The organism is Mesorhizobium sp. J428, from assembly GCF_024699925.1.
In the GTDB taxonomy this organism is placed as follows: domain Bacteria; phylum Pseudomonadota; class Alphaproteobacteria; order Rhizobiales; family Rhizobiaceae; genus Mesorhizobium_A.
Map to the genome: position 1 here is coordinate 2,722,800 of NZ_JAJOMX010000001.1, position 24,567 is coordinate 2,747,366.

The 24,567-nt window shown below is 66.3% G+C and carries 26 protein-coding genes and 1 pseudogene; 15 read left to right on the forward strand and 12 right to left on the reverse strand.

Features of this window, described 5'->3' with window-relative positions; translation table 11 throughout:
- The 6 genes from LRS09_RS13760 to deoA all read left to right on the forward strand — a co-directional run bounded on the left by LRS09_RS13760 (position 1) and on the right by deoA (position 7,374).
- Positions 1 to 969: an ABC transporter permease gene (locus tag LRS09_RS13760; protein WP_257807339.1), complete on the forward strand. Its 969-nt coding sequence runs from the start codon at positions 1 to 3 to the stop codon at positions 967 to 969.
- A gap of 1 nt (position 970) precedes the next feature.
- On the forward strand, positions 971 to 1,369 hold the full coding sequence (gene cdd, locus LRS09_RS13765) for a cytidine deaminase (protein WP_257807340.1): 399 nt from the start codon (positions 971 to 973) through the stop codon (positions 1,367 to 1,369).
- Complete coding sequence (locus LRS09_RS13770; RefSeq protein WP_257807341.1) at positions 1,366 to 2,160, forward strand: purine-nucleoside phosphorylase; 795 nt, start codon at positions 1,366 to 1,368, stop codon at positions 2,158 to 2,160. The genes cdd and LRS09_RS13770 overlap by 4 nt, the downstream gene beginning before the upstream one ends.
- On the forward strand, positions 2,160 to 3,173 hold the full coding sequence (gene deoC, locus LRS09_RS13775) for a deoxyribose-phosphate aldolase (RefSeq protein ID WP_374684839.1): 1,014 nt from the start codon (positions 2,160 to 2,162) through the stop codon (positions 3,171 to 3,173). Before LRS09_RS13770 ends, deoC begins: the two co-directional genes overlap by 1 nt.
- 255 nt (positions 3,174 to 3,428) lie before the next feature.
- Complete coding sequence (locus tag LRS09_RS13780; protein ID WP_257807342.1) at positions 3,429 to 5,831, forward strand: aldehyde dehydrogenase family protein; 2,403 nt, start codon at positions 3,429 to 3,431, stop codon at positions 5,829 to 5,831.
- A gap of 232 nt (positions 5,832 to 6,063) precedes the next feature.
- On the forward strand, positions 6,064 to 7,374 hold the full coding sequence (gene deoA / locus LRS09_RS13785; RefSeq protein ID WP_257807344.1) for a thymidine phosphorylase: 1,311 nt from the start codon (positions 6,064 to 6,066) through the stop codon (positions 7,372 to 7,374).
- Between the two features lie 239 nt (positions 7,375 to 7,613).
- On the opposite strand, the gene LRS09_RS13790 is transcribed toward deoA, so the two are convergent.
- From LRS09_RS13790 to LRS09_RS13800, 3 genes are all read right to left on the reverse strand, one after another.
- The gene (locus tag LRS09_RS13790; protein WP_257807346.1) at positions 7,614 to 8,135 is read right to left on the reverse strand and encodes a TIGR02281 family clan AA aspartic protease; all 522 of its coding nucleotides are present in this window, start codon (positions 8,133 to 8,135) and stop codon (positions 7,614 to 7,616) included.
- A 294-nt stretch (positions 8,136 to 8,429) separates the two neighbouring features.
- Positions 8,430 to 9,056 carry a uracil phosphoribosyltransferase gene (gene upp / locus LRS09_RS13795; protein WP_257807348.1) on the reverse strand — a complete coding sequence of 209 codons (627 nt, stop codon included), beginning with the start codon at positions 9,054 to 9,056 and terminating at the stop codon, positions 8,430 to 8,432.
- 100 nt (positions 9,057 to 9,156) lie between these two features.
- The gene (locus LRS09_RS13800; protein ID WP_257807350.1) at positions 9,157 to 10,140 is read right to left on the reverse strand and encodes an adenosine deaminase; all 984 of its coding nucleotides are present in this window, start codon (positions 10,138 to 10,140) and stop codon (positions 9,157 to 9,159) included.
- Between the two features lie 132 nt (positions 10,141 to 10,272).
- Here LRS09_RS13800 and ubiE point away from each other — a divergent pair, with 132 nt between their 5' ends.
- From ubiE to LRS09_RS13835, 7 genes are all read left to right on the forward strand, one after another.
- Complete coding sequence (ubiE, locus tag LRS09_RS13805) at positions 10,273 to 11,049, forward strand: bifunctional demethylmenaquinone methyltransferase/2-methoxy-6-polyprenyl-1,4-benzoquinol methylase UbiE (protein WP_257807351.1); 777 nt, start codon at positions 10,273 to 10,275, stop codon at positions 11,047 to 11,049.
- A gap of 6 nt (positions 11,050 to 11,055) precedes the next feature.
- Positions 11,056 to 12,630: a 2-polyprenylphenol 6-hydroxylase gene (gene ubiB / locus LRS09_RS13810; protein WP_257807353.1), complete on the forward strand. Its 1,575-nt coding sequence runs from the start codon at positions 11,056 to 11,058 to the stop codon at positions 12,628 to 12,630.
- Positions 12,631 to 12,699: 69 nt separating this feature from the next.
- Positions 12,700 to 12,900 carry a hypothetical protein gene (locus tag LRS09_RS13815; protein WP_257810330.1) on the forward strand — a complete coding sequence of 67 codons (201 nt, stop codon included), beginning with the start codon at positions 12,700 to 12,702 and terminating at the stop codon, positions 12,898 to 12,900.
- A gap of 15 nt (positions 12,901 to 12,915) precedes the next feature.
- Positions 12,916 to 13,155: a hypothetical protein gene (locus LRS09_RS13820; protein WP_257807355.1), complete on the forward strand. Its 240-nt coding sequence runs from the start codon at positions 12,916 to 12,918 to the stop codon at positions 13,153 to 13,155.
- Complete coding sequence (locus tag LRS09_RS13825) at positions 13,152 to 13,562, forward strand: type II toxin-antitoxin system VapC family toxin (protein WP_257807357.1); 411 nt, start codon at positions 13,152 to 13,154, stop codon at positions 13,560 to 13,562. Before LRS09_RS13820 ends, LRS09_RS13825 begins: the two co-directional genes overlap by 4 nt.
- Before the next feature lie 9 nt (positions 13,563 to 13,571).
- Positions 13,572 to 14,810 carry a bifunctional phosphopantothenoylcysteine decarboxylase/phosphopantothenate--cysteine ligase CoaBC gene (coaBC, locus tag LRS09_RS13830; protein ID WP_257807358.1) on the forward strand — a complete coding sequence of 413 codons (1,239 nt, stop codon included), beginning with the start codon at positions 13,572 to 13,574 and terminating at the stop codon, positions 14,808 to 14,810.
- A gap of 7 nt (positions 14,811 to 14,817) precedes the next feature.
- A complete protein-coding gene (locus tag LRS09_RS13835) occupies positions 14,818 to 15,333 on the forward strand; it encodes a GNAT family N-acetyltransferase (protein ID WP_257807359.1) in 516 nt (171 codons plus the stop codon).
- Positions 15,334 to 15,342: 9 nt separating this feature from the next.
- On the opposite strand, the gene LRS09_RS13840 is transcribed toward LRS09_RS13835, so the two are convergent.
- The 8 genes from LRS09_RS13840 to LRS09_RS13875 form a co-directional block, all read right to left on the reverse strand.
- Positions 15,343 to 16,170 (reverse strand): SRPBCC family protein, encoded by an 828-nt coding sequence (locus LRS09_RS13840; protein WP_257807361.1) that lies wholly within the window; start codon positions 16,168 to 16,170, stop codon positions 15,343 to 15,345.
- A gap of 36 nt (positions 16,171 to 16,206) precedes the next feature.
- Positions 16,207 to 16,737 carry an SRPBCC family protein gene (locus LRS09_RS13845; RefSeq protein WP_257807363.1) on the reverse strand — a complete coding sequence of 177 codons (531 nt, stop codon included), beginning with the start codon at positions 16,735 to 16,737 and terminating at the stop codon, positions 16,207 to 16,209.
- Positions 16,734 to 17,078, reverse strand: coding sequence for a helix-turn-helix transcriptional regulator (locus LRS09_RS13850; RefSeq protein WP_257807365.1), 345 nt, complete (start codon positions 17,076 to 17,078; stop codon positions 16,734 to 16,736). The genes LRS09_RS13845 and LRS09_RS13850 overlap by 4 nt, the downstream gene beginning before the upstream one ends.
- Positions 17,079 to 17,187: 109 nt before the next feature.
- Entirely contained in the window at positions 17,188 to 17,847 is a 660-nt protein-coding gene (locus LRS09_RS13855) for a peroxiredoxin (protein ID WP_257807366.1), read from the reverse strand.
- A gap of 155 nt (positions 17,848 to 18,002) precedes the next feature.
- Positions 18,003 to 18,440: a DUF4112 domain-containing protein gene (locus LRS09_RS13860; RefSeq protein ID WP_257807368.1), complete on the reverse strand. Its 438-nt coding sequence runs from the start codon at positions 18,438 to 18,440 to the stop codon at positions 18,003 to 18,005.
- 23 nt (positions 18,441 to 18,463) lie between these two features.
- Positions 18,464 to 19,192, reverse strand: a complete 729-nt coding sequence (locus LRS09_RS13865) for a glutathione S-transferase family protein (RefSeq protein ID WP_257807369.1) — start codon at positions 19,190 to 19,192, stop codon at positions 18,464 to 18,466.
- A 98-nt stretch (positions 19,193 to 19,290) separates the two neighbouring features.
- A complete protein-coding gene (locus LRS09_RS13870) occupies positions 19,291 to 20,880 on the reverse strand; it encodes a peptide chain release factor 3 (RefSeq protein ID WP_257807370.1) in 1,590 nt (529 codons plus the stop codon).
- A gap of 75 nt (positions 20,881 to 20,955) precedes the next feature.
- Positions 20,956 to 21,240, reverse strand: a complete 285-nt coding sequence (locus LRS09_RS13875; protein WP_257807371.1) for a hypothetical protein — start codon at positions 21,238 to 21,240, stop codon at positions 20,956 to 20,958.
- A gap of 281 nt (positions 21,241 to 21,521) precedes the next feature.
- On the opposite strand from LRS09_RS13875, the pseudogene LRS09_RS13880 reads away from it, so the two are divergent.
- Together LRS09_RS13880 and LRS09_RS13885 are read left to right on the forward strand one after the other, a co-directional pair.
- A pseudogene (locus tag LRS09_RS13880) lies at positions 21,522 to 22,339 on the forward strand (oxaloacetate decarboxylase).
- Positions 22,340 to 22,377: 38 nt separating this feature from the next.
- On the forward strand, positions 22,378 to 23,529 hold the full coding sequence (locus LRS09_RS13885) for an MFS transporter (RefSeq protein WP_257807372.1): 1,152 nt from the start codon (positions 22,378 to 22,380) through the stop codon (positions 23,527 to 23,529).
- Here the strand turns inward: LRS09_RS13885 and glsA are convergent.
- The gene (gene glsA, locus LRS09_RS13890; RefSeq protein WP_257807373.1) at positions 23,526 to 24,482 is read right to left on the reverse strand and encodes a glutaminase A; all 957 of its coding nucleotides are present in this window, start codon (positions 24,480 to 24,482) and stop codon (positions 23,526 to 23,528) included. The genes LRS09_RS13885 and glsA overlap by 4 nt on opposite strands.
- Between the last annotated feature and the right edge of the window lie 85 nt (positions 24,483 to 24,567).

The following is a 24,567-nucleotide window of genomic DNA, read 5'->3' on the forward strand; positions in this document are numbered from 1 at the left end:
ATGTTCATCGACGTCCTCATCTCGCTGCTCGACCTGACGATCCGCCTGTCGGTGCCGCTGCTGCTGGCCTGCCTGGCGGGCCTTTATTCCGAGCGGTCGGGCGTGTTCGACATCGGCCTGGAGGGCAAGATGCTGGCCGGCGCCTTTGCCGGGGCCTCGGCTGCCGCCGTAACGGGGTCGGCGTGGCTGGGCGTGGGGGCGGCGCTGCTCGCCGCCGTCTTCTTCGCGCTGGTGCACGGCTTCGCCGCGATCACCAACCGCGGCAACCAGATCGTCTCCGGCGTCGCAATCAACTTCGTCGTCGCGGGCGCCACGATCCTGCTCGGCCAGGCCTGGTTCAAGGAAGGCGGCCGCACGCCGCAGCTCACCGGCGATGCGCGCTTCGACCCGATTACCCTGCCGTTCGCGAACGCGCTGCGGGAGGTGCCGATCATCGGGCCGATCTATTACGAGCTGATCTCGGGCCACTCCGTGCTCGTCTACATCGCCTTCCTGATGGTCCCGCTGACCTGGTGGGTGCTGTTCCGCACCCGCTTCGGGCTCCGCCTGCGCGCGGTCGGCGAAAACCCGGCGGCGGTGGACACAGCCGGCGTGTCGGTGGCATGGCTGCGCTATCGCGCCGTGATCGTCTGCGGCCTGCTGACGGGCCTCGCGGGCGCCTATCTGTCGCTGGCGCAGAGCCCCGGCTTCGTCAAGGACATGACCGCGGGCCGCGGCTTCATCGCGCTCGCAGCACTTATCTTCGCCAAGTGGAAGCCGGTGCCGGCAATGTTCGCCTGCCTTCTGTTCGGCTTCCTCGAAGCCTTCGGCATCCGTTTCCAGGGCACTGCCTTCCCGGTGATCGGGCAGGTGCCGGTGCAGCTGATGCAGGCGCTGCCCTATATACTGACGGTGATCCTGCTGGCCGGCTTCATCGGCAAGGCGGTGCCTCCCAAGGCGGGCGGCGTCGCATACGTCAAGGAACGCTGACATGGCCGTCACCGACGAGCTCTTCCTCGCCGCCCGCGCCGCGATGGCGAAAGCGCACGCGCCCTATTCGCACTTTCCGGTGGGTGCGGCGCTGCGCACCGCGGATGGGCGCGTCTACGCCGGCGCAAACATCGAGAACGCATCCTATCCCGAGGGCTGGTGCGCCGAGACGACGGCACTTGGCCATTACGTCATGGACGGCGGCGGCGAGATCACCGACATCGCGGTGGTGGCCGAGCGCATGGACCGCATCACGCCCTGCGGCGGCTGCCGCCAGCGATTGGCGGAGTTTTCGCGGCCGTCGACGCGGCTGCACCTGTGCGACCAGAACGGGGTGGTCGAAACCCTCACGATGGGCGATATTCTGCCTCTCGGCTTCTCCGGCGAGATCCTGAAATGACCAATGCCGTCGATATCCTGGTCGAACGCCTTGCCGGCCGCGCGCCCAAGGTCGCCCTCGTGCTGGGCTCCGGGCTCGGCGGCCTCGTGAACGAGGTCAAGGACGCGGTGCGCATCTCCTACGGCGAGCTGCCGGGCTTTCCGAAGAGCGGCGTGACCGGTCATGCCGGCGAGCTGGTGGCCGGCGACTTTAACGGCACGCCGGTGATCATGATGGCCGGCCGGGCGCATTATTACGAGCACGGCAATGCGGGCGCGATGCGTCCGGCACTGGAGGTGCTGCAGGGCATCGGCGTCGAGACGCTGATGCTGACCAATGCCGCCGGCTCGCTGGAGCCCGACATGGGGCCGGGCTCGGTGATGCTCATCACCGACCACATCAATTTCTCCGGCTCGAACCCGCTGTTCGGCGAGCCGACCGACAGGCGTTTCGTCGGCCTGACGCAGGCCTATGACGCCGACATGCGTGCGGCGCTCGAGGCTGCGGCGCAGAAGACCGGCACGCCGCTGCACAAGGGCGTCTACATGTGGTTTTCCGGTCCGTCCTTCGAGACGCCGGCCGAGATCCGCATGGCGCGCATCGTCGGCGCCAATGCCGTGGGCATGTCCACCGTTCCCGAAGTCATCCTCGCGCGGTTTCTCGGCCTGCGCGTAGCGGCCTGTTCGGTGATCACCAATCTCGCGGCCGGAATGACCGGCGGCGAACTCTCGCACCAGGAAACCAAGGATATGGCGCCGCTCGGAGGAGCACGGCTTGCGGCGATCCTGCGCGAGGCGATCGGAGGGTTCTGATGAACGCCAAGACGGAGCATGCGGTGGCGTCGGGCGCGGCGCCCGTCCACCTGTCCAATCTGCGTCCGCGCAACGACGGCACGCCGCTGAAGGCCGAATGGTTCGAGGCGATGGACGTCAACCTGTCGGCCGCCGAGCGCCGCGCCGCGACGCTGACCACGCGGCGCACGGTAAAAAAGGCCTGGCAGGCGGCATGGCTGATCCGTGCCATCGAGGTGATCGACCTCACCACGCTTGCCGGCGACGACACGCCCGGCCGCGTGAAACGACTCTGCGCCAAGGCGCGCCACCCGCTGCGCGACGACCTGGTCGAGGCGCTGGGGCTGACCGGCCGGCGCCTGACGACGGGCGCGGTCTGCGTCTACCCGACGATGGTGCCCACGGCCGTGAAGGCGCTGGAGGGATCGGGCATTCCGGTCGCCTCCGTCGCCACCGGCTTCCCGACCGGGCTGACGCCGCTGAAGCAGCGGCTGGAGGAGATCCGCTACGCGGTGGGCGAAGGGGCGGGCGAGATCGACATCGTCATCACCCGCGCGCATGTGCTGAACGGCGAGTGGGCGGCGCTCTACGACGAGGTCGCGCAGATGCGCGAGGCCTGCGGCGAGGCGCACCTGAAGGCGATCCTGGCCACCGGCGAATTGAAGACGCTGACAAACGTCTACAAGGCCTCGATGGTGGCAATGCAGGCGGGCGCGGACTTCATCAAGACCTCGACCGGCACGGAGGCTGTGAACGCGACGCTGCCGGTGAGCCTCGTCATGTGCCGCGCCATCCGCGACTATCTGGAGTTCACCGGCGGCGTGCATGTCGGCTTCAAGCCCGCCGGCGGCATCCGCGCCGCCAAGGACGCGCTCGCCTGGCTGATCCTGATGAAGGAGGAACTCGGCGACGCCTGGCTGCAGCCGGACTTGTTCCGGCTGGGGGCCTCGGCGCTGCTGGGGGATATCGAGCGGCAGCTGGAGCACTATGTGACCGGCCGGTATTCGTCCAACGACCGGCATGGGATGGGGTGAGATGCGGATGGCAACACCCCCTCACCCGGCCTCCGCTTCGCTCGGCCACCCTCTCCCCGAGGGGAGAGGAGGGCTGTCGGCGCTGCGGCCGATTTCCACCGAAAGCTGGCGCCGACGCTGGATCACCTCCTCTCCCCTCGGGGAGAGGGTGGCCGAGCGAAGCGGAGGCTGGGTGAGGGGGGCTTCGGCCAATGCCGGCTGCCCGCTGGACACTTCCTTCGCGCGCCTCTTCCATTCCGTTTCGGAGGTTCATCCATGAACCAGATCCAGGACATCCTGAAGACGATGGACTACGGGCCGGCGCCGGAGGAGGATGGGGTCGTTCGCGACTGGCTGAAGCGGCACAAGGCTAGGTTCGGCCATTTCATCGGCGGCAAGTTCACGGCCGCGACCGGCGACACCTTCGTCGTGCCGAATCCCGCCACCGGCGAGACGCTTGCCGAGGTCGCGATTGCCGGCAAGAAGGAGGTCGATGCGGCTGTGAAGGCGGCGACGAGCGCTTTCACCGCATGGTCGAAGCTCTCCGGTAACCAGCGCGCCCGGCACCTCTATGCCATCGCCCGGCAGGTGCAGAAGCATGCGCGCTTCCTCGCCGTGCTGGAGACGATGGACAACGGCAAGCCGATCCGCGAGACGCGCGACATCGACATCCCGCTGGTCGCGCGTCACTTCTATCATCATGCCGGCTGGGCGGAGCTGCGCGACGAAGCGTTTCCGGGTCATGTGCCGGCGGGGGTGTGCGGCCAGATCATTCCGTGGAACTTTCCGCTGCTGATGCTCGCCTGGAAGATCGCGCCGGCGCTGGCCGCCGGCTGCACGGTGGTGCTGAAGCCGGCCGAGCACACGCCGCTGACGGCGCTTGCGTTTGCCGAGATCTGCAAGGAGGCGGGCCTGCCGGCCGGCGTCGTCAACATCGTCAATGGCGGCGGCGAGACGGGGGCGCTGATCGCCGGGCATGACGGCATCGCCAAGCTCGCCTTTACCGGCTCGACCGAGGTCGGCCGTATCCTGCGCAAGCAGACGGCCGGCTCGGGCAAGAAGCTGTCGCTGGAGCTCGGCGGCAAGTCCCCCTTCATCGTCTATGCCGACGCCGATCTCGACGCGGCGGTGGAAGGCGTGGTCGATGCGATCTGGTTCAACCAGGGCGAGGTCTGCTGTGCCGGCTCGCGCGCAATCGTGCAGGAGGGCGTGGCCGAACGCTTCTACGCCAAGCTGCGGGCGCGGATGGAAAAGCTGCGCGTCGGCGATCCGCTCGACAAGTCGACCGATGTCGGCGCGGTGGTGGCGCCGGTGCAGATGGAGCAGATCGCGGCGCGTGTGAAGGACGGCATCGCCGAGGGTGCGGCGATGTTCCAGCCGAGCTGGGCAACGAAGCTGTCGACCAAGGGCTGCTTCTATCCGCCGACGCTGTTCACCGACGTGATGCCTGCCTCCAAGCTGGCGCAGGAGGAGATCTTCGGCCCGGTGCTGGTGTCGATGACCTTCCGCACGCCGGGCGAGGCGATCCAGCTCGCCAACAATTCGCGCTACGGCCTCGCCGCCTCGATCTGGTCGCAGAACCTCGACACCGCCTTCGACGCCGCGCGGCGGCTGAAGGCCGGCGTGGTGTGGATCAACTCGACCAACCTGTTCGACGCGGCGATCCCCTTCGGGGGCTACAAGGAAAGCGGCTTTGGTCGCGAGGGCGGCAAGGAAGGCATGCACGAATATCTCGTGCCGGGCTGGCTGAAGCAGGCGAAGCCGGCTGCGATCGCCAAGCCGCTGCCGGCGGCGGCGCCGCTCGATGCCGACGAGGGGCGCAGCGATGGCGCGTCGCTCGACCGGACGGTGAAGCTCTACATCGGCGGCAAGCAGGCGCGGCCGGATTCGGGCTATTCCTATCCGGTGCACGACCATGCCGGAAAATTCGTCACCGAGGCGCCGCTCGGCAACCGCAAGGACATCCGCAACGCGGTGGAAGCCGCGCACAAGGCGGACGGGTGGTCGGGCATGACCGGCCATGCCCGGGCGCAGGTGCTCTATTTCCTCGCCGAGAACCTGGAGCTGCGCGCGGCCGAATTTGCACGTCGGCTGGTGCAGGCGACGGGCGCGTCGGCCGCGAAGGCTTCGCGCGAGGTCGAGGCGACGGTCGCGCGGGTGATGTATTACGCCGCCTGGGCGGACAAGTATGATGGCGCGGCGCGCAGCCCCCAGGCGCGCATGCTGTCGGTGATGCTCAACGAGCCGTGGGACGTGATGGCGATTTCCTGCCCGGACGAGGCGCCGCTGCTCTCCTTCGTCTCGCTGGTCGCTCCTGCGATCGCGATGGGCAACCGCGTGGTGGTCACCCCCTCGCCGCGCCAGCCGCTGGCCGCGCTCGACCTCTACCAGGTGTTCGACACGTCGGACGTGCCGGGCGGGGTGGTCAACATCGTGACCGGAGACCGCGACCAGCTGGCCGGCGTGCTCGCCAAGCACGACGATATCGCGGCGCACTGGTATTTCGGGTCCAAGGAGGGCTCGGCGCTGGTGGAGAAGGAATCGGCGGGCAACCTGAAGGCCGTGTGGGCCAACCAGGGGCTGGCGCGCGACTGGTTCGATCCAGCGCAGGGGCAGGGGGAGGAGTTCCTCTTCCACGCGGTGAGGCACAAGGCGATCTGGACGCCGTTCGGGGTGTGACGATGCGCGGGCGGGCGATGTCGGCGATCCTTCGCGACCCCCTCTGGCCTGCCGGGCATCTCCCCCTCAAGGGGGGAGATTGGCAGCTCCGGCGTATGCGCCCCTCCTTCAGCGTCGGCGATTGGCGAAATCCCACGCGACAGACAATCTCCCCCCTTGAGGGGGAGATGGCCGGCAGGCCAGAGGGGGGCGCGACAGAGTGCGGCGTTTCCTCTGCTGGGGAGACCCACTGATGCTTCCCCAGGAATTCATCCGCCTCAAGCGCGACGGCAGGCCGCTGCCGAAGGCGGCCATCGCGGAATTCGTCCAAGGCATGGCCTCCGGCTCCGTCACCGAAGGCCAGGTCGCGGCGTTTGGGATGGCGGTGTTTCTCAACGGGATGAGCCGCGACGAAGCCGTCGCACTGACGCTCGCCATGCGCGATTCCGGCGAGGTGCTGGCGTGGAGCCTGCCGGGGCCGGTGGTGGACAAGCATTCGACCGGCGGCGTCGGCGACAACGTCTCGCTGATGCTGGCGCCGATCGTCGCGGCCTGCGGCGCCTATGTGCCGATGATCTCGGGGCGCGGGCTCGGCCATACCGGCGGGACGCTGGACAAGATGGATTCGATCCCCGGCTATGTCAGCCAGCCGGACAATGTCCGCTTCCGCAAGGTGGTGCGCGAGGTGGGTTGCGCCATCATCGGCCAGACCGGCGACCTCGCGCCCGCCGACAAGCGCTTCTATGCGATCCGCGACGTGACGGGGACGGTCGAGTCGATTCCGCTCATCACCGCCTCCATCCTGTCGAAGAAGCTTGCCGCGGGCCTTGGCGCGCTGGTGCTCGACGTCAAGTCCGGCAACGGCGCGTTCATGGCCAAGCCGCGCGATGCGTCGGCGCTCGCGAAAAGCCTGGTCGAGGTGGCGAACGGCGCCGGCCTGCCGACGACGGCGCTGGTGACCGACATGAACCAGCCGCTGGCCTCGGCCGCGGGCAATGCGGTCGAGGTGACGAACGCGGTGGATTTCCTCACCGGCCGGCTCCGCGACCGCAGGCTGGAAGAGGTCACGCTCGCGCTTGCGGCCGAGATGCTGGTCTCGACGGGTCTGGCGCGCAGCCAGAAGGAGGGGCTGGCCAATGCCCGCCAGGCCCTGGAGTCAGGGGCTGCGGCGGAGCGTTTCGGGCGCATGGTGCATGCGCTGGGCGGACCGTCCGATTTTCTCGCGAAATCCGCCGCTTATCTGCCGAAGGCGCCGGTCGAGCTGGCGGTCGAGGTGCGCTCGTCCGGCTATGTCCGGGCGATCGCGACCCGCGACATCGGCCTCGCGGTGGTGGCGCTCGGCGGCGGGCGGACGCGACCGCAGGATGCGGTCGATCCGGCGGTCGGGCTGACACGGCTCGCGCCCGTCGGCGCCGAAATACGGGCAGGCGATCCGCTCTGCCTCGTTCGTGCGCGCTCGGAGACGGATGCGAAGGCGGCGGCGAAGGCGGTGCTGGCGGCCTATGAGATCGGCAAGGCACGACCGCAGCCGTCGCCGGTGGTGTTGAGGCAGGTGTCGGGGTGAGGGTGGTCAGAACCCATCGCACGATCTAAAAACGACCGTTCGAGCCGCCCCTCACCTGCCTGCCGGCATCCTCTCCCCGTGAACGGGGAGAGGGACGATTGCCTCAGCGATTTCGCCAATCGCCGACGGTGAGTTAAGCGTCAAGATCGCGGACGGCGTCCTTCTCCCCGTTTACGGGGAGAAGTGCCCGGCAGGGCGATGAGGGGCGGGCGTCGGCTCCGCGCCGCCGCGTTTTTTCCCTACTGCTCAAGCAGCAAAGTCCCGTCCTTGACCTCGAAGCGGGCGAGTTGGCGCAGAAGGCTCATTCCGACGAGGATGCCGGATAGTGCCTCGTCCTCCAGCACGACGGCGTCGATGTCGGAGACCCGGATGCGGCCGATCTCGACCGTGTCGAGCCGCACCAGGGCCGCCTTCGTCTTGCCGTTGGCGGTGTCGATCTCGTGCTTGAAGGCCGTGCGCGGCACCGCCACGCCGACCTTGCGGGCGGTGGTCGCGTTCATGGCGATCAGCGTCGCGCCGGTGTCGATCAGGCCTTCCACCTTGCGGCCGTTGAAACGCAGTTCGGTGCGGAAATGACCGGCCTTGTCGGCGGGGATCGCAACCTTGCGGCCGGAAGGCGCGGTCGCGACGACGGGCTGCGCCGGAGTAGGCGCGACGATTTGGGCCGGTGCGGTCTGCGGTTCGTCGCGGTCGATGTCGAGGAAATAGGTGATGGAGGCGGAAACGCCGACAAGCGCGCCAAGCAGCAGGATGGTCCGCATCAGGTGAGTTCCCGTTTCGGGGGATGCTAACCCGGCGCGGTCACCACAGGTTTAACGAGGGGGAGAAAGGTGGTTGCCTTGGTTGACCGGCCACGTTGCAGGCAAGCCCCACGCCGTCATTCTCGGGCTTGTCCCGAGAATCTACTGTCGTTGATGGGAGAGACACGACGACAGTCCCGACCGTCGGTAGATTCTCGGGACAAGCCCGAGAATGACGGCGTGGGTTTGATGACGGCGTGAACTTTTTTGCCGGCGTAGGCGTGCGCAGACGTCGGCGCGTCCGGCTTCCCGGACCTACTTCGTCCCGTACATCCTGTCGCCGGCGTCGCCGAGGCCGGGGACGATGTAGCCCTTCTCGTTGAGCTTCTCGTCGATCGCCGCCGTGAACACCGGCACGTCGGGATGCGCCTTGGTGAAGCGTTCGATGCCTTCGGGGGCGGCGAGCAGGCAGAGGTAGCGCAGGTTGGTTGCGCCGCGGCTCTTCAGCTTGTCGATCGCAGCGATCGCGGAATTCGCTGTTGCCAGCATAGGGTCGACCACGATCACCAGCCGGTCGCCCAGGTCGCTCGGAGCCTTGAAGAAATATTCGACGGCCTCCAGCGTCTCGTGGTCGCGATAAAGGCCGACATGGGCGACACGAGCGGCTGGCACGAGGTCGAGCAGGCCTTCCAGCAGCCCGTTGCCGGCGCGCAGCACCGAGGCGAAGACCAGTTTCTTGCCTTCCAGCGTCGGCGCGTCCATCGGCTGCAACGGCGTCTCGATGCGCGTCGTGGTGAGCTCCAGATCGCGCGTCACCTCGTAGCCGAGCAGCAGCGAGATCTCGCGCAGCAGCCGGCGGAAGCCCGCCGTGGAGGTCTCCTTTTTGCGCATGATGGTGAGCTTGTGCTGAACGAGCGGGTGGTTGACGACGGTTACGCTCATTCGGGCAGCTCCTGACAGGCACGGGTCCCCGGGACTTTAACGAACCGTCCCGGCACGCGAAACAGCCGGCGAAGGTTCAGCCACAGTTTTGTCGGCGGCTTCACCGTCCCGCGCGGGCCGGCTCGCCGAGCTTTGCCAGCAGTGCCGTCCGGGTCTTCCTGTCCACGAATGCGGCCTCGATCGCCGTGCGGGTGACGGCGGTCAGGTCGCGGTCGGTGAGGCCGAAATGCTCTTTGGCGACCGCGTATTCCTTGCCGAGGCTGGTCCAGAAATAGGGCGGGTCATCGGAAGACAGCGTCACCTTGCATCCGGCTGTCCTGAGCTTGGGGAACGGGTGGTCCGCATAGGAGGGGAACACCTTCAGCTCGATATTGGAGACCGGGCAGACTTCGAGAACGACGCCTTCGTCGGCGATCCGCTTGACAAGGTCGGGGTTCTCGATGGCCCGCACGCCGTGGCCGATGCGGGACGGGCGGATGTGGTCGAGCGCGTCGCGCACGCTTTCCCAACCGGCAAGCTCGCCGGCATGGACCGTGATGCCGAGGCCGGCCTCGCGGGCGATCTCGAAGGCGCGCACATAGTCCTCGACGTCGCCGAACCGCTCCTCGCCTGCCATGCCGAAGCCGGTGACGAGCGGGTGGCCGCATTTGACCGCGAAACGGGCGGCCGCCTCGACCGATTCGACGCCGAAATGGCGCACGCCGGTGACGATCATCCGGCCCTCGATACCGGTCTTCGCATTCGCGCGCCGGATGCCCTCGCCGAGCGCGTTCGTATAGGCCGTCGGCGACAGGCCCGACTTCACCGCGTGGTCGGGCGAGGTGAAGACCTCGGAGTAGATGGCGCCTTCGCGCGCGAGACTGGTGAGATAGGTCTCGGTCAGCCGGGCATAGTCCTCCTCGTCGCGGAAGAGGTTCGACGCGGCGTCGTAGGCAGCCAGGAAGGAGGTGAAATCGTGCCAGACGAAGGAGCCGTCGCTGATGAAGCCCGAGACGTCCGCCCCGTATTTGCGCGCCTGCTTGATGACCAGTTCAGGAGAAGCCGCGCCTTCGACATGGCAGTGGATCTCGGCTTTCAACACCATGGGCACGCTCCGATCTACACGATATGCCCGCGTTCATTATGATTCGGCGCGCGGCGGTTCATCGCGCCCCGGAACATAGCGCTGCCGGATCGCATCGGCTATGGTCCGGCCCGATTTCGACAGGACACAATCATGTCAGAAGAACGCACCACGGTTCGCGGCGGCATGGAGACCTCCTACGGTTTCCGCAGTGTCGCGCCCGGCGAGAAGCAGGGTCTGGTCAACGACGTCTTCCACAAGGTCGCCGACCGATATGACCTGATGAACGACCTGATGTCGGCCGGTATGCACCGTGTCTGGAAGGACGCGATGGTGACCTGGCTCAACCCGCCGAAGCGCGGCAACTGGCGCTCGCTTGATGTCGCCGGCGGCACTGGCGATATCGCCTTCCGCATCGTCGAGGCGTCGGACCGCAACGCGCATGTCACCGTGCTCGACATCAACGGCTCGATGCTCGGCGTCGGCCGCGAGCGCGCCGAGAAGCGCCGGTTGGCGGAGAACGTGGATTTCGTCGAGGCGAACGCCGAGGAACTGCCCTTCGCGGACGACACGTTCGACGCCTATACGATCGCCTTCGGCATCCGCAACGTGCCGCGTATCGACGTGGCGCTGTCGGAGGCGGCGCGCGTGCTGAAGCCGGGCGGGCGCTTCCTGTGCCTCGAGTTCTCCGAGGTCGAGATGCCGCTGCTCGACCGCGTCTACGACGCATGGTCGTTCAATGCGATTCCCCGCATCGGCCAGATGGTGGCGGGCGACGGTGAACCCTACCGCTACCTGGTGGAATCGATCCGCAAGTTTCCGAACCAGCGTGATTTCGCCGCCATGATGACGGCAGCCGGCCTGTCGCGGGCGACCTGGCGCAACTATTCCGGCGGCATCGCGGCACTGCATTCAGCCTGGAAGATCTGACCGGGCATGGGCACATCGGGCGCTTATTTCCGTCTGGCCCGTGCGGGCTGGATCATGGTTCGCGAGGGCGTGATCGCGGCATTGCCGGGCGACCAGCTCTGGGGCCTGCCCAAGCTCGGCTGGCGGATCGGCAGGCTGTTCTCACGCCGCCGCTCGTCGCGGCTGGACCGCAGCGAGCGCTTTTCCAAGGCGGTGGCGCGGCTGGGGCCTTCCTATGTGAAGCTCGGCCAGTTCCTCGCCACGCGGCCGGACGTGGTGGGCACCGAGATCGCCAACGACCTGGCGAAGCTGCAGGACAGCATGCCGACCTTCCCGCGCGAGCAGGCGGTGGCGGCGATCGAGGGGTCGCTTGGCCGAACCGTGGATGATCTCTACGTGCATCTGGGCGAGCCGGTGGCGGCGGCCTCGATCGCGCAGGTGCATCCGGCCGAGGTGGCGAAGGACGGCGTGCTGCGCAAGGTCGCGGTCAAGGTGATCCGCCCCGGGGTGCGGCGACGCTTCTTCCAGGACCTCGAAAGCTACTTCGTCGCCGCCCGGCAGATGGAGCGCTTTGTTCCGATGACGCGCCGCCTGCGCCCGGTGCAGGTGACCGAGATCCTGGAACAGACGACCAAGATCGAGATGGATCTGCGGCTGGAGGCCGCGGCGCTGTCGGAGATCGGCGAGAATACCGCCGCGGACCCCGGCTTCCGCGTGCCGGCCGTCGACTGGGAGCGCACCGGGCGCGATGTGCTGACGCTGGAATGGATCGACGGCGTCAAGATGTCGGACACGGAAGGGCTCAGGCTCGCCGGACACGACCTCAACGCACTGGCGGCGACGCTGATCCAGTCGTTCCTGCGGCACACGCTGCGCGACGGCTTCTTCCATGCCGACATGCATCCGGGCAACCTATTTGTCGAGGCGGACGGGACGATCGTCGCAGTCGATTTCGGCATCACCGGCAGGCTCGGCAAGAAGGAGCGGCGTTTCCTCGCCGAAATCCTCTACGGCTTCATCGTGCGCGACTACCGGCGCGTGGCCGACGTGCATTTCGAGGCGGGCTATGTGCCGCGCAAGCACGACCCGGCGTCCTTCGCGCAGGCGATCCGCGCCATCGGCGAGCCGATCCACGGCCAGCCGGCCGAGACGATCTCGATGGCGAAGCTTTTGACGCTGCTGTTCGAGGTCACCGAACTCTTCGACATGGAGGCGAGGCCGGAACTCGTCATGCTGCAGAAAACCATGGTCGTCGTGGAAGGCGTAGCACGCACCCTCGATCCGGCGTTCAACATGTGGAAGACGGCCGAACCGGTGGTCGGCGGCTGGATCAGGGACAATCTGGGGCCGAAGGGCCTGCTGATCGACGCGCGCGACGGCGTCAACGCGCTGGTCGCGCTGGCTCGGCAGGCGCCGGAACTCGCCGACCGTGCCGAGCGGCTGACGCGCGAGATCGATCTGATGGCCGAGCACGGCCTGCGCTTCGACGACGAGACGGCGAAGAAGATCGGCAAGGCCGAGGCGCGCGGCACGCGCTGGGGCCGCGTGGCACTCTGGGTCGGCGCGCTGGCGCTGGTGTGGATTGCGTGGCAGGTGACGTGACTGCATTGACTGCATTGCTAGCATTGCAGTCATGCCGCGTAAGCCGTATATGACGCCAAGGAGACTTCCATGGCGCGGCTCACTGTTCGCAACCTCGAAGATGACGTCATGCAGCGCCTGCGCGAGCGTGGCGCGGCACGCGGCGTCTCGATGGAACAGGAGGCGCGCGATGTCCTCGCCGCGTCTCTCGGTTTGGCCACCACTGAAGGTTTCGACGCGCGTGGCATCGTGCCGTGGTTTCCACCTGACAAAGACAAACACACCTCTTGAGGGAGAGCAAAGGCGATGGGCACATTGACGATCCGAGATCTGGATGAAGGCGTGAAGCAGCGCCTGCGCGAGCAGGCCGCCTCCCAGGGCCTCGCTATGGAGAACATGGTGCGTCGAATGCTTCGCCAAGGTGTCATGCCGCGGCGGAGGAAGGGGTCCATCTTTGATGAACTGACTCGACTTGGTGTGAAACCTGACGAGCCGTTCGACCAGAAGAAATTTACCGATGCCCTTTGGGATGAAAGTCTGCTTTGAGCGGCTTCGTGATCGACAGTTCGGCGCTAATCGCGATTCTTGTGGTCGAACCAGAAGCCGACAGCTTCAACCATTTCCTGGACCTCAATCTCGCCAGCTTCATCAGCGCTGCAACCGTCCACGAGGTGTTCTCCGTCGTCGTGCGCCGTAAATTCGTCGATGGCGTGGCCCGGTTGGAGCGGATTCTGGAATTGATCGATCCGGAGATCGTTGCCTTCGATGCGCGACAGCTCTCCGTGGCGCGGGTCGCCTATATCCGCTACGGACGGGGAACGGGACATCCCGCCGGACTCAACCTTGGCGACTGCTTCTCCTACGCACTCGCCAAGTCGCGGAACCTGCCGCTGCTGTTCAAGGGCGACGATTTCATCCATACCGACATCGAACCGGCCCTCAAGCCGGGTTGAGGCTCGAAAATGACCCAGACCCTTTCCGACAAGCGCATCCTGCTCATCATCGGCGGAGGTATCGCGGCCTACAAGTCGCTCGATCTCATCCGCCGCCTGCGCGAGCGCGGGGCGAAGGTGCGCTGCGTGATGACTGAGTCCGCGCAGCAGTTCGTGACGCCGCTGGCCGCGGGCGCGCTGTCGGCGGACCATGTCTTCACCGATCTGTTCGACCGGCAGGACGAGCAGGACGTCGGCCATATCCGCCTGGCGCGGGACTGCGATGCGATCGTGGTGGCACCGGCGACGGCGGACCTAATGGCGAAGCTCGCGGGTGGCTTTGCCAACGACCTGGCCTCCGCGGTGCTGCTCGCGACCGACCGGCCGGTGCTGATGGCGCCGGCGATGAACCCGAAGATGTGGTCGCATCCGGCGACGAAGCGCAACCGCGCGACACTGGGGAAGGACGGCGTGCGCTTCGTCGGCCCAGGCAAGGGCGAGATGGCCGAGAGCGGCGAGGCGGGCGAGGGGCGCATGTCGGAGCCGGTCGAGATCGCCGACGCCATCGCCGCGCTCCTGGCGCCGCCGCCCGGCCCGCTCGCGGGCCGCCATATCGTCGTCACCTCCGGCCCGACCCACGAGCCGCTCGATCCGATCCGCTATATCGCCAACCGGTCGTCGGGGAAGCAGGGCCACGCGATCGCCGCAGCGCTGGCGAAGCTGGGGGCAGAGGTGACACTGGTCAGCGGGCCGGTCTCTATCGCCGATCCGCACGGCGTGACGACGGTTCATGTGGAGACCGCGCGCCAGATGCTGGCGGCGGTGCAGGCTGCCTTGCCGGCCGATGCCGGCATCTTCGTCGCTGCCGTCGCGGACTGGCGCCCGTCACTGGAAGTGGCGGAGAAGATCAAGAAGCGCGCGGGCGAAGCGCCGCCGGCCGTGGAGATGACCGAGAACCCGGACATCCTCGCGACCGTCGGGCACGGGCCGATGCGGCCATGGCTCGTCGTCGGCTTCGCCGCCGAGACCGATAACCTGATCGACCATGCCGCGGCCAAGCTAAAGAAGAAGGGCGCCGATTTTATCGTCGCGAACGACGTGTCGCACGACAGCGGCGTGAACGCACGCGGCGTCATGGGCGGCGACCGCAACCGGGTGAAGATCGTCTCGAAGGACGGTATCGACGAATGGCCGGAAATGACGAAGGCGGAGGTCGCCGAGAGGCTGGCGCTGATGGTCGCCGAGCGGCTGCGCACGATCACGGTATGACATGACGATGGATATCCCCGTCATCGAGACGGCGCGGCTCGTCCTGCGCTCGCTCGCACCATCCGACTTCGAGGCCTATGCCGCGATGTGGGGCGATCCGGTCGTGACACGCTACATCGGCGGCACGCCGCAGACCCGCGAACAATCCTGGGTGCGGCTCCTGCGCCATCTTGGCATGTGGCAGGTGATGGGCTTCGGTTTCTGGGCGGTGACCGAGAAGGAGACCGGGCGACTGGTCGGAGAGGCGGGCTTCCACGACCTGAAGCGCGACGTCACGCCCAGTCTCGCGGGCACGATGGAGACCGGCTGGGGCTTCGTGCCGGAGGTTCACGGCAAGGGCATCGCCAGCGAGACGGTCACGGCGATCCTCGCCTGGGGGGACGGAAACCGGCCGGGCATGCGCAAGACCTGCCTGATCAACCCGGAGAACGTCGCATCGGTGCGGGTCGCGGAAAAGCACGGGTTCCGCGAATTCGCCCAATCGACCTATCATGGCGCGCCGACGATCCTGTTCGAGCGCTGAGCGATCACGTCAGCCGCCCTCCTTCGGGAACCGGTCGGGCACGAGGCCGAGTTCGATCCCGTGTTCGAGGAAGGCCTTCAGGCCCGCGAGCAGGAAGGAGAAGCCTCCCGCATTGTCCACGGCCGCCTTCGTCCGCGCGGCGTCGTCCCCGTCGAAGCCCCAGGTGTCGATCTCCACGAAGGTCCCGCCATCGACGGGCGCCAGACGGTATTCGACCCGGGTGGGAGCTTCGGCGGGTGTGCCCCAGTCGAAGACCAGCAGACGCGGCGGATCGGCTTCGAGGGCCACGGCGTCGACGTCGAAGCCATACCAGCGCCACGTCCACCGTGCCCTGGCGCCCTTGTGGCCGAGCTTGCCTTCGCCGCTGCTGAACCAGAACCGGGCGGTGATCTCCGGATCGGTCAAGGCCTGCCAGACCGTCTCGATCGGCCTGCGGATCACCATGCCTGTCCTGGCGACGGGCTCCGTCTTCTCCATCGTCACGCGGCTTTCTCGACGCTGTCGGGATCGCCTATGGGTGAAGACGATCTCGGTCTGCTCGCCCTTCGGCGCAATGTCGAAGCGGATCGTGGTGCCGGTCCATTCGTGTTTGTCCTCCAGGAAGCTGAGCGTCGAATCGACGACCTCCCAGACGACCTTGCGGCCAAGGACGAGCTCAGTGGTCTTCTGCCGGGAATGATGCATGTCCTTGTAGCGATAGGACCATTCGGCGCCGACGCGGCCGGCGTCGCCCTGAATGTTCTCGCCCCACCAGGCGCGCGGATCGACGATCGCGGCGAAGGCCTGTTCGGGCGTCGCCGAGACGAGGACGGAGACGGTAAAGTTGGTGTCGGACATGGTCGTTCTTTCCCGGTTCGGTGAGAGGGCGAGGGTTCAGGTGGATGGCAGGAGCCGGTCGTAGTCGCGCTTTAGCGCCGACCAGTTGTCCCAGAAGGGCGGCGCGGCCGCCCCGGCCAGCACAGCGTCCAGAATGTCCACATGGGCATGCCAGCCGGCGCTGACGTTGAGCTTCGTGTCGCGGTCGGGCAAGCGGCGATGGGTGATGGTGAGCAGCACCCGCTCGCCCGCAGGCGCCAGGTCGAAGGTGACCTCCCCTTCGCCGCCCCAGCCGATGACGAGCCGCCGCGGCGGATCGACCGCGATGATGCGGCTCTGCATGCGCTGGACGGCGGCGAAGGCGTCGGGCCGATGGCCTGGCGGGGTGGTCAATTCGTCGTTGCGCCAGGTGAACTCGAAGGGCGCGCCCACCTCCAGCACCATCTCGCCGGCCGCCAGCCACTTCTTCCTCAGGTCGCTGTCGGTCAGGTAGGCCCAAACCCGCTCGACCGTGCCGGGCAGCAGGCGTTGCAGCTTCAGCGTGGTCGGCTCGATCAGTTGGCCGTAGGCATCCTGGTCTCTGGTCATGTCGGCTCCTCCGTCTGCTTGTCGGCGTCCGCGCGCAGCAGGCCTTCGAGGATGTCGAGGCGCCCCGTCCAGAACCGTTCGTAGCGATCGATCCAGTCGCGCGCCTCCTTCAGGCGCAACCCTTCGAGATGGCACCAATGGGTCCGGCCGACGACATGCCGGCGCACCAGCCCGGCCTTCTCCAGGACGCGCACATGCTTCGACGCGCCGGCGAAGCTCATGTCGAGCGGCGTCGCGAGATCACCGATCGAGCGAGCACCCTCGCTGAGCCTCGCCAGCATCCTGCGGCGGGTCGGATCCGAAAGCGCGTGGAACACGGAGTCGAGCTGTTGTTCAACCATGTGGTTTAATTACAGTATGCGAATACGATAGTCAACCGATTGGTTTAAGTTTTGCCAAAAAGAAAGGCCGGACGATGCCGGCCATTCCCTGGTGTCGGTTTCGACCGCGTCAGGCCGTCGGCTGCTTCGTCTTGCGCAGGTAGGGCAGGATCGTGTCGAACGAGCCGAAGCGCTTCACGGCGTCCTCATTCGAGACCGCCGCCGTGATGATGACATCCTCGCCCTGTTTCCAGTCGGCCGGCGTCGCGACCTGATGCCTGGCGGTGAGCTGGATGGAATCGATCGCGCGCAGGATCTCGGCAAAGTTGCGTCCGGTCGTCATCGGGTAGGTGAGGATCAGCTTGATCTTCTTGTCCGGGCCGATGACGAAGACGGAACGCACCGTGGCGTTGTCCGCCGGCGTGCGGCCTTCCGAGCTGTCGCCGGCACCGGCCGGCAGCATGCCGTAGAGCTTGGCCACTTCGAGGTTCTTGTCGCCGATCAGCGGGTAGTCGACATCGAAGCCGGTCGCCGTCTTGATGTCGGTCTTCCACTTCGAGTGGCTCTCGACGGGGTCGACCGAGATGCCGATGATCTTGACGTTGCGCTTGGCGAATTCCGGCGCGTAGCCGGCCATGGTGCCGAGCTCGGTGGTGCAGACCGGCGTGAAGTTCTTCGGATGCGAGAACAGGACAGCCCAGCCGTCGCCGATCCAGTCGTGGAAACGGATCGTATCCTGGGTGGTCTCCGCCGTGAAGTCGGGCGCGGTGTCATTGATGCGCAGGCTCATGGTGCTCCCTTTCCTGATGTATCCCTTAAAAAAATAGGGCGCTTCGGGCGGGTCAGCGAGACCGCATCGCGGGGCTGACCGAGAAACCGATGGAAGACAATTCTATCGCATCTGCATGCGACAGAAAAATATCCCTGAAGCCACGGCCGGCTCGGTTAACCGAGGTCGGCGGCGGATTTCTGCTCGGGCAGAGGCGGAGGCAGCGTCTTGCCCTGCGCGGCGAGATGCTCACGCAGCAGCCGGACGTTCACGTTATTTGCCTTGAAGAAGATGTCGAAGACCGTGCCGGCGAGCGGGATGGAGCCGACGCCGACATCGAGGAGCACATTACCGGTCATCTGCAGAAGCAGCCGTCGCGGGACGCCCAGTCGGTGCGCCTTGTGGATGATATAGAGCGAAATGGCGCCGGTGGCGAAATCGCCGACGACGGGCACTAGGCTTGCGACGGCATCGACACCGAAGCGGAAGCCGACGACGGGGATGCGCCAGCGCGAGTCGAGCAGGAAGGCGAGATCGGCGAGCTCGGGAAATTCGTCACCGACCCGGGATGCCGCACGCGCCGCCGCTTCCTTGCTGCTGATCTTCGGCGTCATGCCCACGTTCCGGCTCCGGTTGCCTAGATATGGGCACCAAGATCGCGAGAGCCTGGCATGTAGGCGATGTCGAAGTTCGGTCGGGCTTTGATACGTTCGTACCACCGTGCGACGCGGGGAAGGTGATCCCACAGATCTGCCCGTCCGCAATCCTCGAGCCGTACCACGGTTGGTGTCAACGCTACGTCTGCGAGAGTGTAGTGGTCGCCGATGATGTAGTCGCCATCCTCAAGCGCCGCCTCCATTCGATTCAAAGTCTGCGTCAGGCGGTCGAGCGATTCGTCAATTTCGGCCTTCGAGAACCCGCCACGCCCCATCTTCCGGTAGAAATGCTTCCGCAGGGGCAGGCGCTCGGTATAGTCCCAGAATTCCTCCTCCGTCATCTTCGACCAGATCGGCACGAAGAAGGTGTTGAAGGAGATGGGACGGATCGACGGCGTGGGAACCTCGTCGATATACTGGCGCCACGCTCGCATGTGGGCCAGCGTCTTCAGATCCTTCGGCCGGACGCTCTTCTCTGGAAATGCCTCGTCGAGATACTCCGTGATCACGCTGCTCTCGATGATCGGGTCGCCGTCGTGGACGAGCGTGGGCACCACGCCATTCGGATTGAGCTTCAGATAGTCCGGTGTCAGGTGTTCTCCCTTGCCGAAATTGATCGCCTTGCCGTCCCATTCCAGCTCTTTCTCGGCCAGCACGAGACGCACCTTCTGGCTGCAGGTTGAAATCGGGGCGTGGTAGAGAAACAGCATGATAGACTCCTCCGAGAGCGGAGGGCACTATCGCAGAGGGCCAAGCGATGGTCCAATCGCGATTGACCGCCGTTCGTGCAAAGCGGGTGTCGCGACGCTCACGCCTCTTCGCGCACCTGATAGTCCTTGATCGCCGTGAAGGTGATCTGCTTCCAGCGGTCGGCTTCGTAGTTGAGGCCGAAGCCGTGCTGGGCGAGGAAGACCGGGTCGCCGTCGAGGTCGCGGGCTATGTCGCCGCGATGCGTCTCGATGAAGCGGTCGAGCTCGGCCGGGCTGTCGGCGTCGATCCAGCGGCAGACGGTGAAGCGCGCGATCTCGAAATCGACGGGCAGGCCGTATTCGGCCGCCAGCCGCTCCCTGAGCACGTCGAGCTGCAGCGCGCCCACCACGCCGACGATCGCCGGTGAGCCGTCCTCGGGCTGGAAGAGCTGCACGACGCCCTCCTCGGCCATCTGCTGCAGCGCTTCCTTGAGCTTCTTCGCCTTCATCGGGTCACCCAGCCGCACGCGGCGCAGGATTTCGGGCGCGAAGTTCGGCACGCCGCGGAACAGGATGTCTTCGCCCTCGGTCAGCGTGTCGCCGATCCTGAGCGTGCCGTGGTTGGGGATGCCAACCACGTCGCCGGCATAGGCCTCGTCGGCTGTGATGCGCGAACGGGCGAAGAAGAACTGCGGCGCGGTCAGCGACATCTGCTTGCCGGTGCGCACCAGCTTGGCCTTCATGCCGCGTTTCAGCTCGCCCGAGCAGACACGGACGAAGGCGATGCGGTCGCGGTGGTTGGGGTCCATGTTCGCCTGGATCTTGAAGACGAAGGCGCTCATCTCCGGCTCGGTGGCATGGACCACGCGCGTGTCGGCTTCCTGGTCGCGTGGCGGCGGTGCGTAGGCCCCTAGCGCCTCGATCAGGTCGCGGACACCGAAGTTGCGTAGCGCAGAACCGAAGTAAACCGGCGTCATGTGGCCTTCGAGGAAGGCTTTCTGGTCGAAGGGACGGCAGGCTTCGCGGGCAAGCTCCAGCTCCTCGATGAAGGTCTCCTGCTCGTTCTGCGGCAGCAGGCCGGCGACGCGGTTGGAATCCGGGCCGTTGACCGGCGTGCGCTCGACTTCGTCGTCGCCCTTGCGCACGGAGTTAGTGGGCAGGTGATAGGTGCCGGAAAAGGTGCGGCCCTGGCCGATCGGCCATGTCATCGGCGCGGTGTCGAGCGCGAGCTTCGCTTCGATCTCGTCGAGGATCTCGAAGGTGTTGCGCGCCTCGCGGTCCATCTTGTTGACGAAGGTGACGATCGGGATGTCGCGCAGGCGGCAAACCTCGAACAGCTTCAGCGTCCGCGGCTCGATGCCCTTTGCAGCGTCGATGACCATCACCGCTGAGTCCACCGCCGAGAGCGTGCGGTAGGTGTCGTCGGCGAAGTCCTCGTGGCCGGGCGTGTCGAGCAGGTTGAAGACGTTGTCGCCATACTCGAAGGTCATCACCGAAGTGACAACCGAGATGCCGCGCTCGCGCTCAATCTTCATCCAGTCGGACCGGGTGTTCATCCGGTCCTTCTTGGCCTTCACCTCGCCGGCGAGCTGGATCGCGCCGCCGAACAGGAGCAGCTTCTCGGTCAGCGTCGTCTTGCCGGCGTCCGGGTGCGCGATGATCGCGAAGGTGCGGCGACGCGCGACGGCGTCCTTGATCGTCTCGGTCATGGATGGAATTCCGTTCGGGGCCGGCTTCTAACAAAACGGTGCCAAGCTGTCGAGCGAGGCCGTCAGGACTGGCACTCAGTTCGAAACAAGCGGGATGATCAGCACGACGACGATTTCGACCAGGGGGATTGCCACGTAGATGGCAAGAAAGCCGGCGATCCACATCCCGATCTTGACCAGCCAGGATGGATGAGGCGCCGCTCTCCACGCGAATAATGCGCTTGCGACAGCAAAGCCCAATGCGACAATCCCAATGATCGGAGAGCGCGTCATTGGAAGCATCAGATCATCAAAGAAAAGAAAAACCGCGCCGACGATGATCAGCTGGGCGGTGAGCCCGAATAGAAACGCGCGTTTCACGCGGCCCGCCCCGCGCTGTCTTTTATCGGCATCAGGCGACGGCTTTCGTTTGAGCGTCCGCGCTTGTGAAGTTCGAGCAAAACTACGTCTGAATCAAGCATACAGGAATTCGGGCGGGATGCGACAAGCGACGCGTTGAATTTCCAACCGGCAGGGGCGTACCCGTCTCGGCGATTCCGGCCTGAATCTGTCAGGAGCTTGCGTCTGGATCAATCGACCGTGTTTGCCGGCGGCCGGCCGAGATCATAGATTGCGCAGGAGACGGACAAGAGGACGCCGCGATGGACGCGACTGACAGGGGAGCGAGGTTCCGGGCGCTGCACGAAGCGACGTTCGTAATTCCCAACCCGTGGGACATCGGCACAGCGCGGCTGCTCGAATCGTTGGGTTACCGGGCGCTGGCGACCACCAGCGCCGGCTACGCCTTCTCGCGCGGACTGGCCGACGGTGCGGTCGGCTTCCCGGAAATGATCGCGCATTGCAAGGAACTGGCAGCAGCTGTCGACGTCCCTGTTTCGGCGGACCTCGAGAAGGGCAAGGGCGACAGCGCGGAAAGTGCGGCCGAAACGATCTTCGCGGCGGAAGCCGCGGGTCTTGCCGGTTGCTCGATCGAGGATGCCACCGGCGATCCGAACAGTCCGATCTACGATTTTTCGCTCGCCGTCGAGCGCGTTCAGGCGGCGGTCGAGGCAGCTCGCGCGCTGAAGCGGGATTTCGTCTTCACGGCGCGGGCCGAGAATTTTCTGTGGGGCATCAGGGATCTGGACGATACGATCCGTCGTCTCCAGGCCTTCGAAAAGGCCGGCGCCGACGTGCTATACGCGCCGGGCCTAGCGGATATCGAGACGGTGAAGGCGGTCTGCTCCTCGGTATCCCGGCCGGTCAACGTGCTGGCGGTCACGGGCTTTTCGGTCGATGCGCTGCGCGAAGCCGGAGCGAAGCGCATCTCGATCGGTTCGAAGCTCTCCACCGCGGCGTTCGGCGCGGCTGACGCGCGGCGCTCGAAATGCTGGAGCGGGGCACGTTCGAATATGCCCGAGACGCCATGCCCTTCGGTGACCTTCAGAACCTTTTTGCAAAGCGCGGCAACCAGGCATAGGCCTGTCTCGCAAGCCCTGATCGAATTGGATACTCCCAATGACCTCCCGTGCGGCGGCCTACGCGCTCCTCGTCGGCAATTTCCTGATCGGCATGTCCGTCGTGGCGCCGGCCGGCATGGTCGGCCCGCTGTCGGCCGACCTCGGCGTGTCTGTCACAAGTGCTGCCCTGCTTCTGACGTTCGGGGCGGTGGTGCTCTGCATCGGCTCGCCGCTCGCCGCCTGGGGCGGCGCGGCGATGGACCGACGGCTCCTGCTTTCTCTCTCGCTTGCCGGCCTGGCCCTCAGCCACGTGGCATCGGCGCTTGCGCCGAGCCTGGGCGGCCTCATGGCCGTGCGTATCGTCGGGATGGCGCTCGCAGCGGTCTACACGCCGCAGGCTGCCGGTGCGATCGCGATGATCGTGCCTGAGAAGGAGAGGGCGGGCGCGATTTCCTTCATCTTCGCGGGCTGGTCGCTCGCGGCGGCCGCCGGCCTCCCCATAGCGGCCTGGTTCGCCTCGGAACATGGCTGGCGCGGCGTGCATTGGGGGCTTGCGGCCATCGGTCTCGTGGCGGCCGCCGGCGTGGCGCTGTCGGTGCCGTCCGGACTGCGCGGCGCGGCGATGTCGCTTAAGAGCTGGGGCGCACTGTTCTCAAACAAGCTGATCCTCGTCCTTCTCTCGGCCACGATCCTTTCCTCCTGCGGCCAGTTCGTGGTTTTTCCCTTTTTCGGCCCGCTGCTCGGAGATCTCGCCGGCGCGACGCCGCCCCAGATCGCTATCGCCTTCGCGATGTTCGGCATCGCCGGCCTCATCGGCAATATCGCAGCGTCCCGGATCGTCGGTACGTTGGGCGGGGTCCGCACGTCGCTGTTCTTCTTCGCTGTGATGACGATCGGAGCCGCCTTATGGAGTGCGGCCGTGGGATCGATCGAATTCGTCTTCGCTGCTTCACTGGTCTGGGGCGCGGGCTTCATGGCCTCGAACTCGATGCAGCAGGCACGCCTTGCCGGCGCGGCGCCCGCACTTGCGGCGGCGGCGATCGCGCTCAACTCATCCTCGCTCTACATCGGCCAGGCCATTGGCTCGGCGCTCGGCGGCGTGATGTTCGACGCCGGACTCCATCGCGCCATGGGCTGGGCTGCAACCGCGGCACTGTTGCTTGCGTTCGCGACCGTCTGGTGGAGTGGACGGTTAGGCCGGGGCGCCTAGCCGAACACCGACCATTCCATCTGCTCGGCCAGACGCTCCAGCGCCAGCATGCCGAGTACCGAATTGCCGTTGTCGTCGAGCCCGGGCGACCAGGTGGCGATCGAGGCCTTGCCCGGCGCAATGGCGAGGATACCGCCGCCGACGCCGCTCTTGGCAGGCAGGCCGGCGCGGAAGGCGAACTCGCCAGAGCCGTCGTACATGCCACAGGTCATCATCAGCGCGTTGACGCGCCGCGCAAGCCGCGCCTCGTCGTCCGATGCTCCCGACCGCCGGTCGCGCATCAGATAGCGGCCGGCGAGCGCCAGCTGGCGGCAATCGAGGCAGATCGCGCAGTTCTCGACATAGGCGCGCATGACGTCCTCGACCTTGCTCTCCAGATTCTTGTAACCCTTGGCCAGGCTGGCATGCGCCCTGTTGTGAAAACCCGCCGTCTCGCCATCCGCCTCGACTATCTCGGCCATGCGCCCGAGCTTTTCGCCGACCTCGTCCTCCAGCATGGCGCGAACGGTTTTATGCCCGCCGTGACCCCTTGGCCGGGTTAGGAGGGCATCGATCACAACCAGCGCGCCAGAATTGATGTAGGGGTTGCGCGGGATGCCCTTGTGGCGCTCGAGGTCGACGATCGAGTTGAATGGATCGCCCGACGGCTCGCGGCCGACCCGCTTCAGGATCGTCTCGGTGTCGGCCCGGAGCGCGAGCGTGTAGGCGAAGACCTTGGAAATGCTCTGCAGCGGGAAGGGATGATCCGACTTCCCGCCGGTGGCCAGCGTGCCGTCCGCGGTCACGACGGCGATGCCGAATTCCCCGGTCTCGAATTCACCGATGCCTTCGACATGGCTCGCGGCCCTGCCGAAGGAATCCACCACCTTCATCTGCGCGACGATGTCGTCGATCACGGACTGGAGGTCACGCACGCGACGGGCGCGTGCCGGCTTCTTCTGTTTCGCTGCCATGTCATCCCCTCAGACTTCGCGCGCGACAACGCGCGAAGCGAATGAAGGATGCATATCAGCCTTGGGACGCCATCTTCTCGCGACG

Coding starts and splice junctions, on each gene's coding strand:
- LRS09_RS13760 (WP_257807339.1), top strand. CDS start 1: ATGTTCATCGACGTCCTCATCTCGCTGCTCGACCTGACGATCCGCCTG.
- cdd (WP_257807340.1), top strand. CDS start 971: ATGGCCGTCACCGACGAGCTCTTCCTCGCCGCCCGCGCCGCGATGGCG.
- LRS09_RS13770 (WP_257807341.1), top strand. CDS start 1,366: ATGACCAATGCCGTCGATATCCTGGTCGAACGCCTTGCCGGCCGCGCG.
- deoC (WP_374684839.1), top strand. CDS start 2,160: ATGAACGCCAAGACGGAGCATGCGGTGGCGTCGGGCGCGGCGCCCGTC.
- LRS09_RS13780 (WP_257807342.1), top strand. CDS start 3,429: ATGAACCAGATCCAGGACATCCTGAAGACGATGGACTACGGGCCGGCG.
- deoA (WP_257807344.1), top strand. CDS start 6,064: ATGCTTCCCCAGGAATTCATCCGCCTCAAGCGCGACGGCAGGCCGCTG.
- LRS09_RS13790 (WP_257807346.1), bottom strand. CDS start 8,135: ATGCGGACCATCCTGCTGCTTGGCGCGCTTGTCGGCGTTTCCGCCTCC.
- upp (WP_257807348.1), bottom strand. CDS start 9,056: ATGAGCGTAACCGTCGTCAACCACCCGCTCGTTCAGCACAAGCTCACC.
- LRS09_RS13800 (WP_257807350.1), bottom strand. CDS start 10,140: ATGGTGTTGAAAGCCGAGATCCACTGCCATGTCGAAGGCGCGGCTTCT.
- ubiE (WP_257807351.1), top strand. CDS start 10,273: ATGTCAGAAGAACGCACCACGGTTCGCGGCGGCATGGAGACCTCCTAC.
- ubiB (WP_257807353.1), top strand. CDS start 11,056: ATGGGCACATCGGGCGCTTATTTCCGTCTGGCCCGTGCGGGCTGGATC.
- LRS09_RS13815 (WP_257810330.1), top strand. CDS start 12,700: ATGGCGCGGCTCACTGTTCGCAACCTCGAAGATGACGTCATGCAGCGC.
- LRS09_RS13820 (WP_257807355.1), top strand. CDS start 12,916: ATGGGCACATTGACGATCCGAGATCTGGATGAAGGCGTGAAGCAGCGC.
- coaBC (WP_257807358.1), top strand. CDS start 13,572: ATGACCCAGACCCTTTCCGACAAGCGCATCCTGCTCATCATCGGCGGA.
- LRS09_RS13835 (WP_257807359.1), top strand. CDS start 14,818: ATGGATATCCCCGTCATCGAGACGGCGCGGCTCGTCCTGCGCTCGCTC.
- LRS09_RS13840 (WP_257807361.1), bottom strand. CDS start 16,170: ATGTCCGACACCAACTTTACCGTCTCCGTCCTCGTCTCGGCGACGCCC.
- LRS09_RS13845 (WP_257807363.1), bottom strand. CDS start 16,737: ATGACCAGAGACCAGGATGCCTACGGCCAACTGATCGAGCCGACCACG.
- LRS09_RS13850 (WP_257807365.1), bottom strand. CDS start 17,078: ATGGTTGAACAACAGCTCGACTCCGTGTTCCACGCGCTTTCGGATCCG.
- LRS09_RS13855 (WP_257807366.1), bottom strand. CDS start 17,847: ATGAGCCTGCGCATCAATGACACCGCGCCCGACTTCACGGCGGAGACC.
- LRS09_RS13860 (WP_257807368.1), bottom strand. CDS start 18,440: ATGACGCCGAAGATCAGCAGCAAGGAAGCGGCGGCGCGTGCGGCATCC.
- LRS09_RS13865 (WP_257807369.1), bottom strand. CDS start 19,192: ATGCTGTTTCTCTACCACGCCCCGATTTCAACCTGCAGCCAGAAGGTG.
- LRS09_RS13870 (WP_257807370.1), bottom strand. CDS start 20,880: ATGACCGAGACGATCAAGGACGCCGTCGCGCGTCGCCGCACCTTCGCG.
- LRS09_RS13885 (WP_257807372.1), top strand. CDS start 22,378: ATGACCTCCCGTGCGGCGGCCTACGCGCTCCTCGTCGGCAATTTCCTG.
- glsA (WP_257807373.1), bottom strand. CDS start 24,482: ATGGCAGCGAAACAGAAGAAGCCGGCACGCGCCCGTCGCGTGCGTGAC.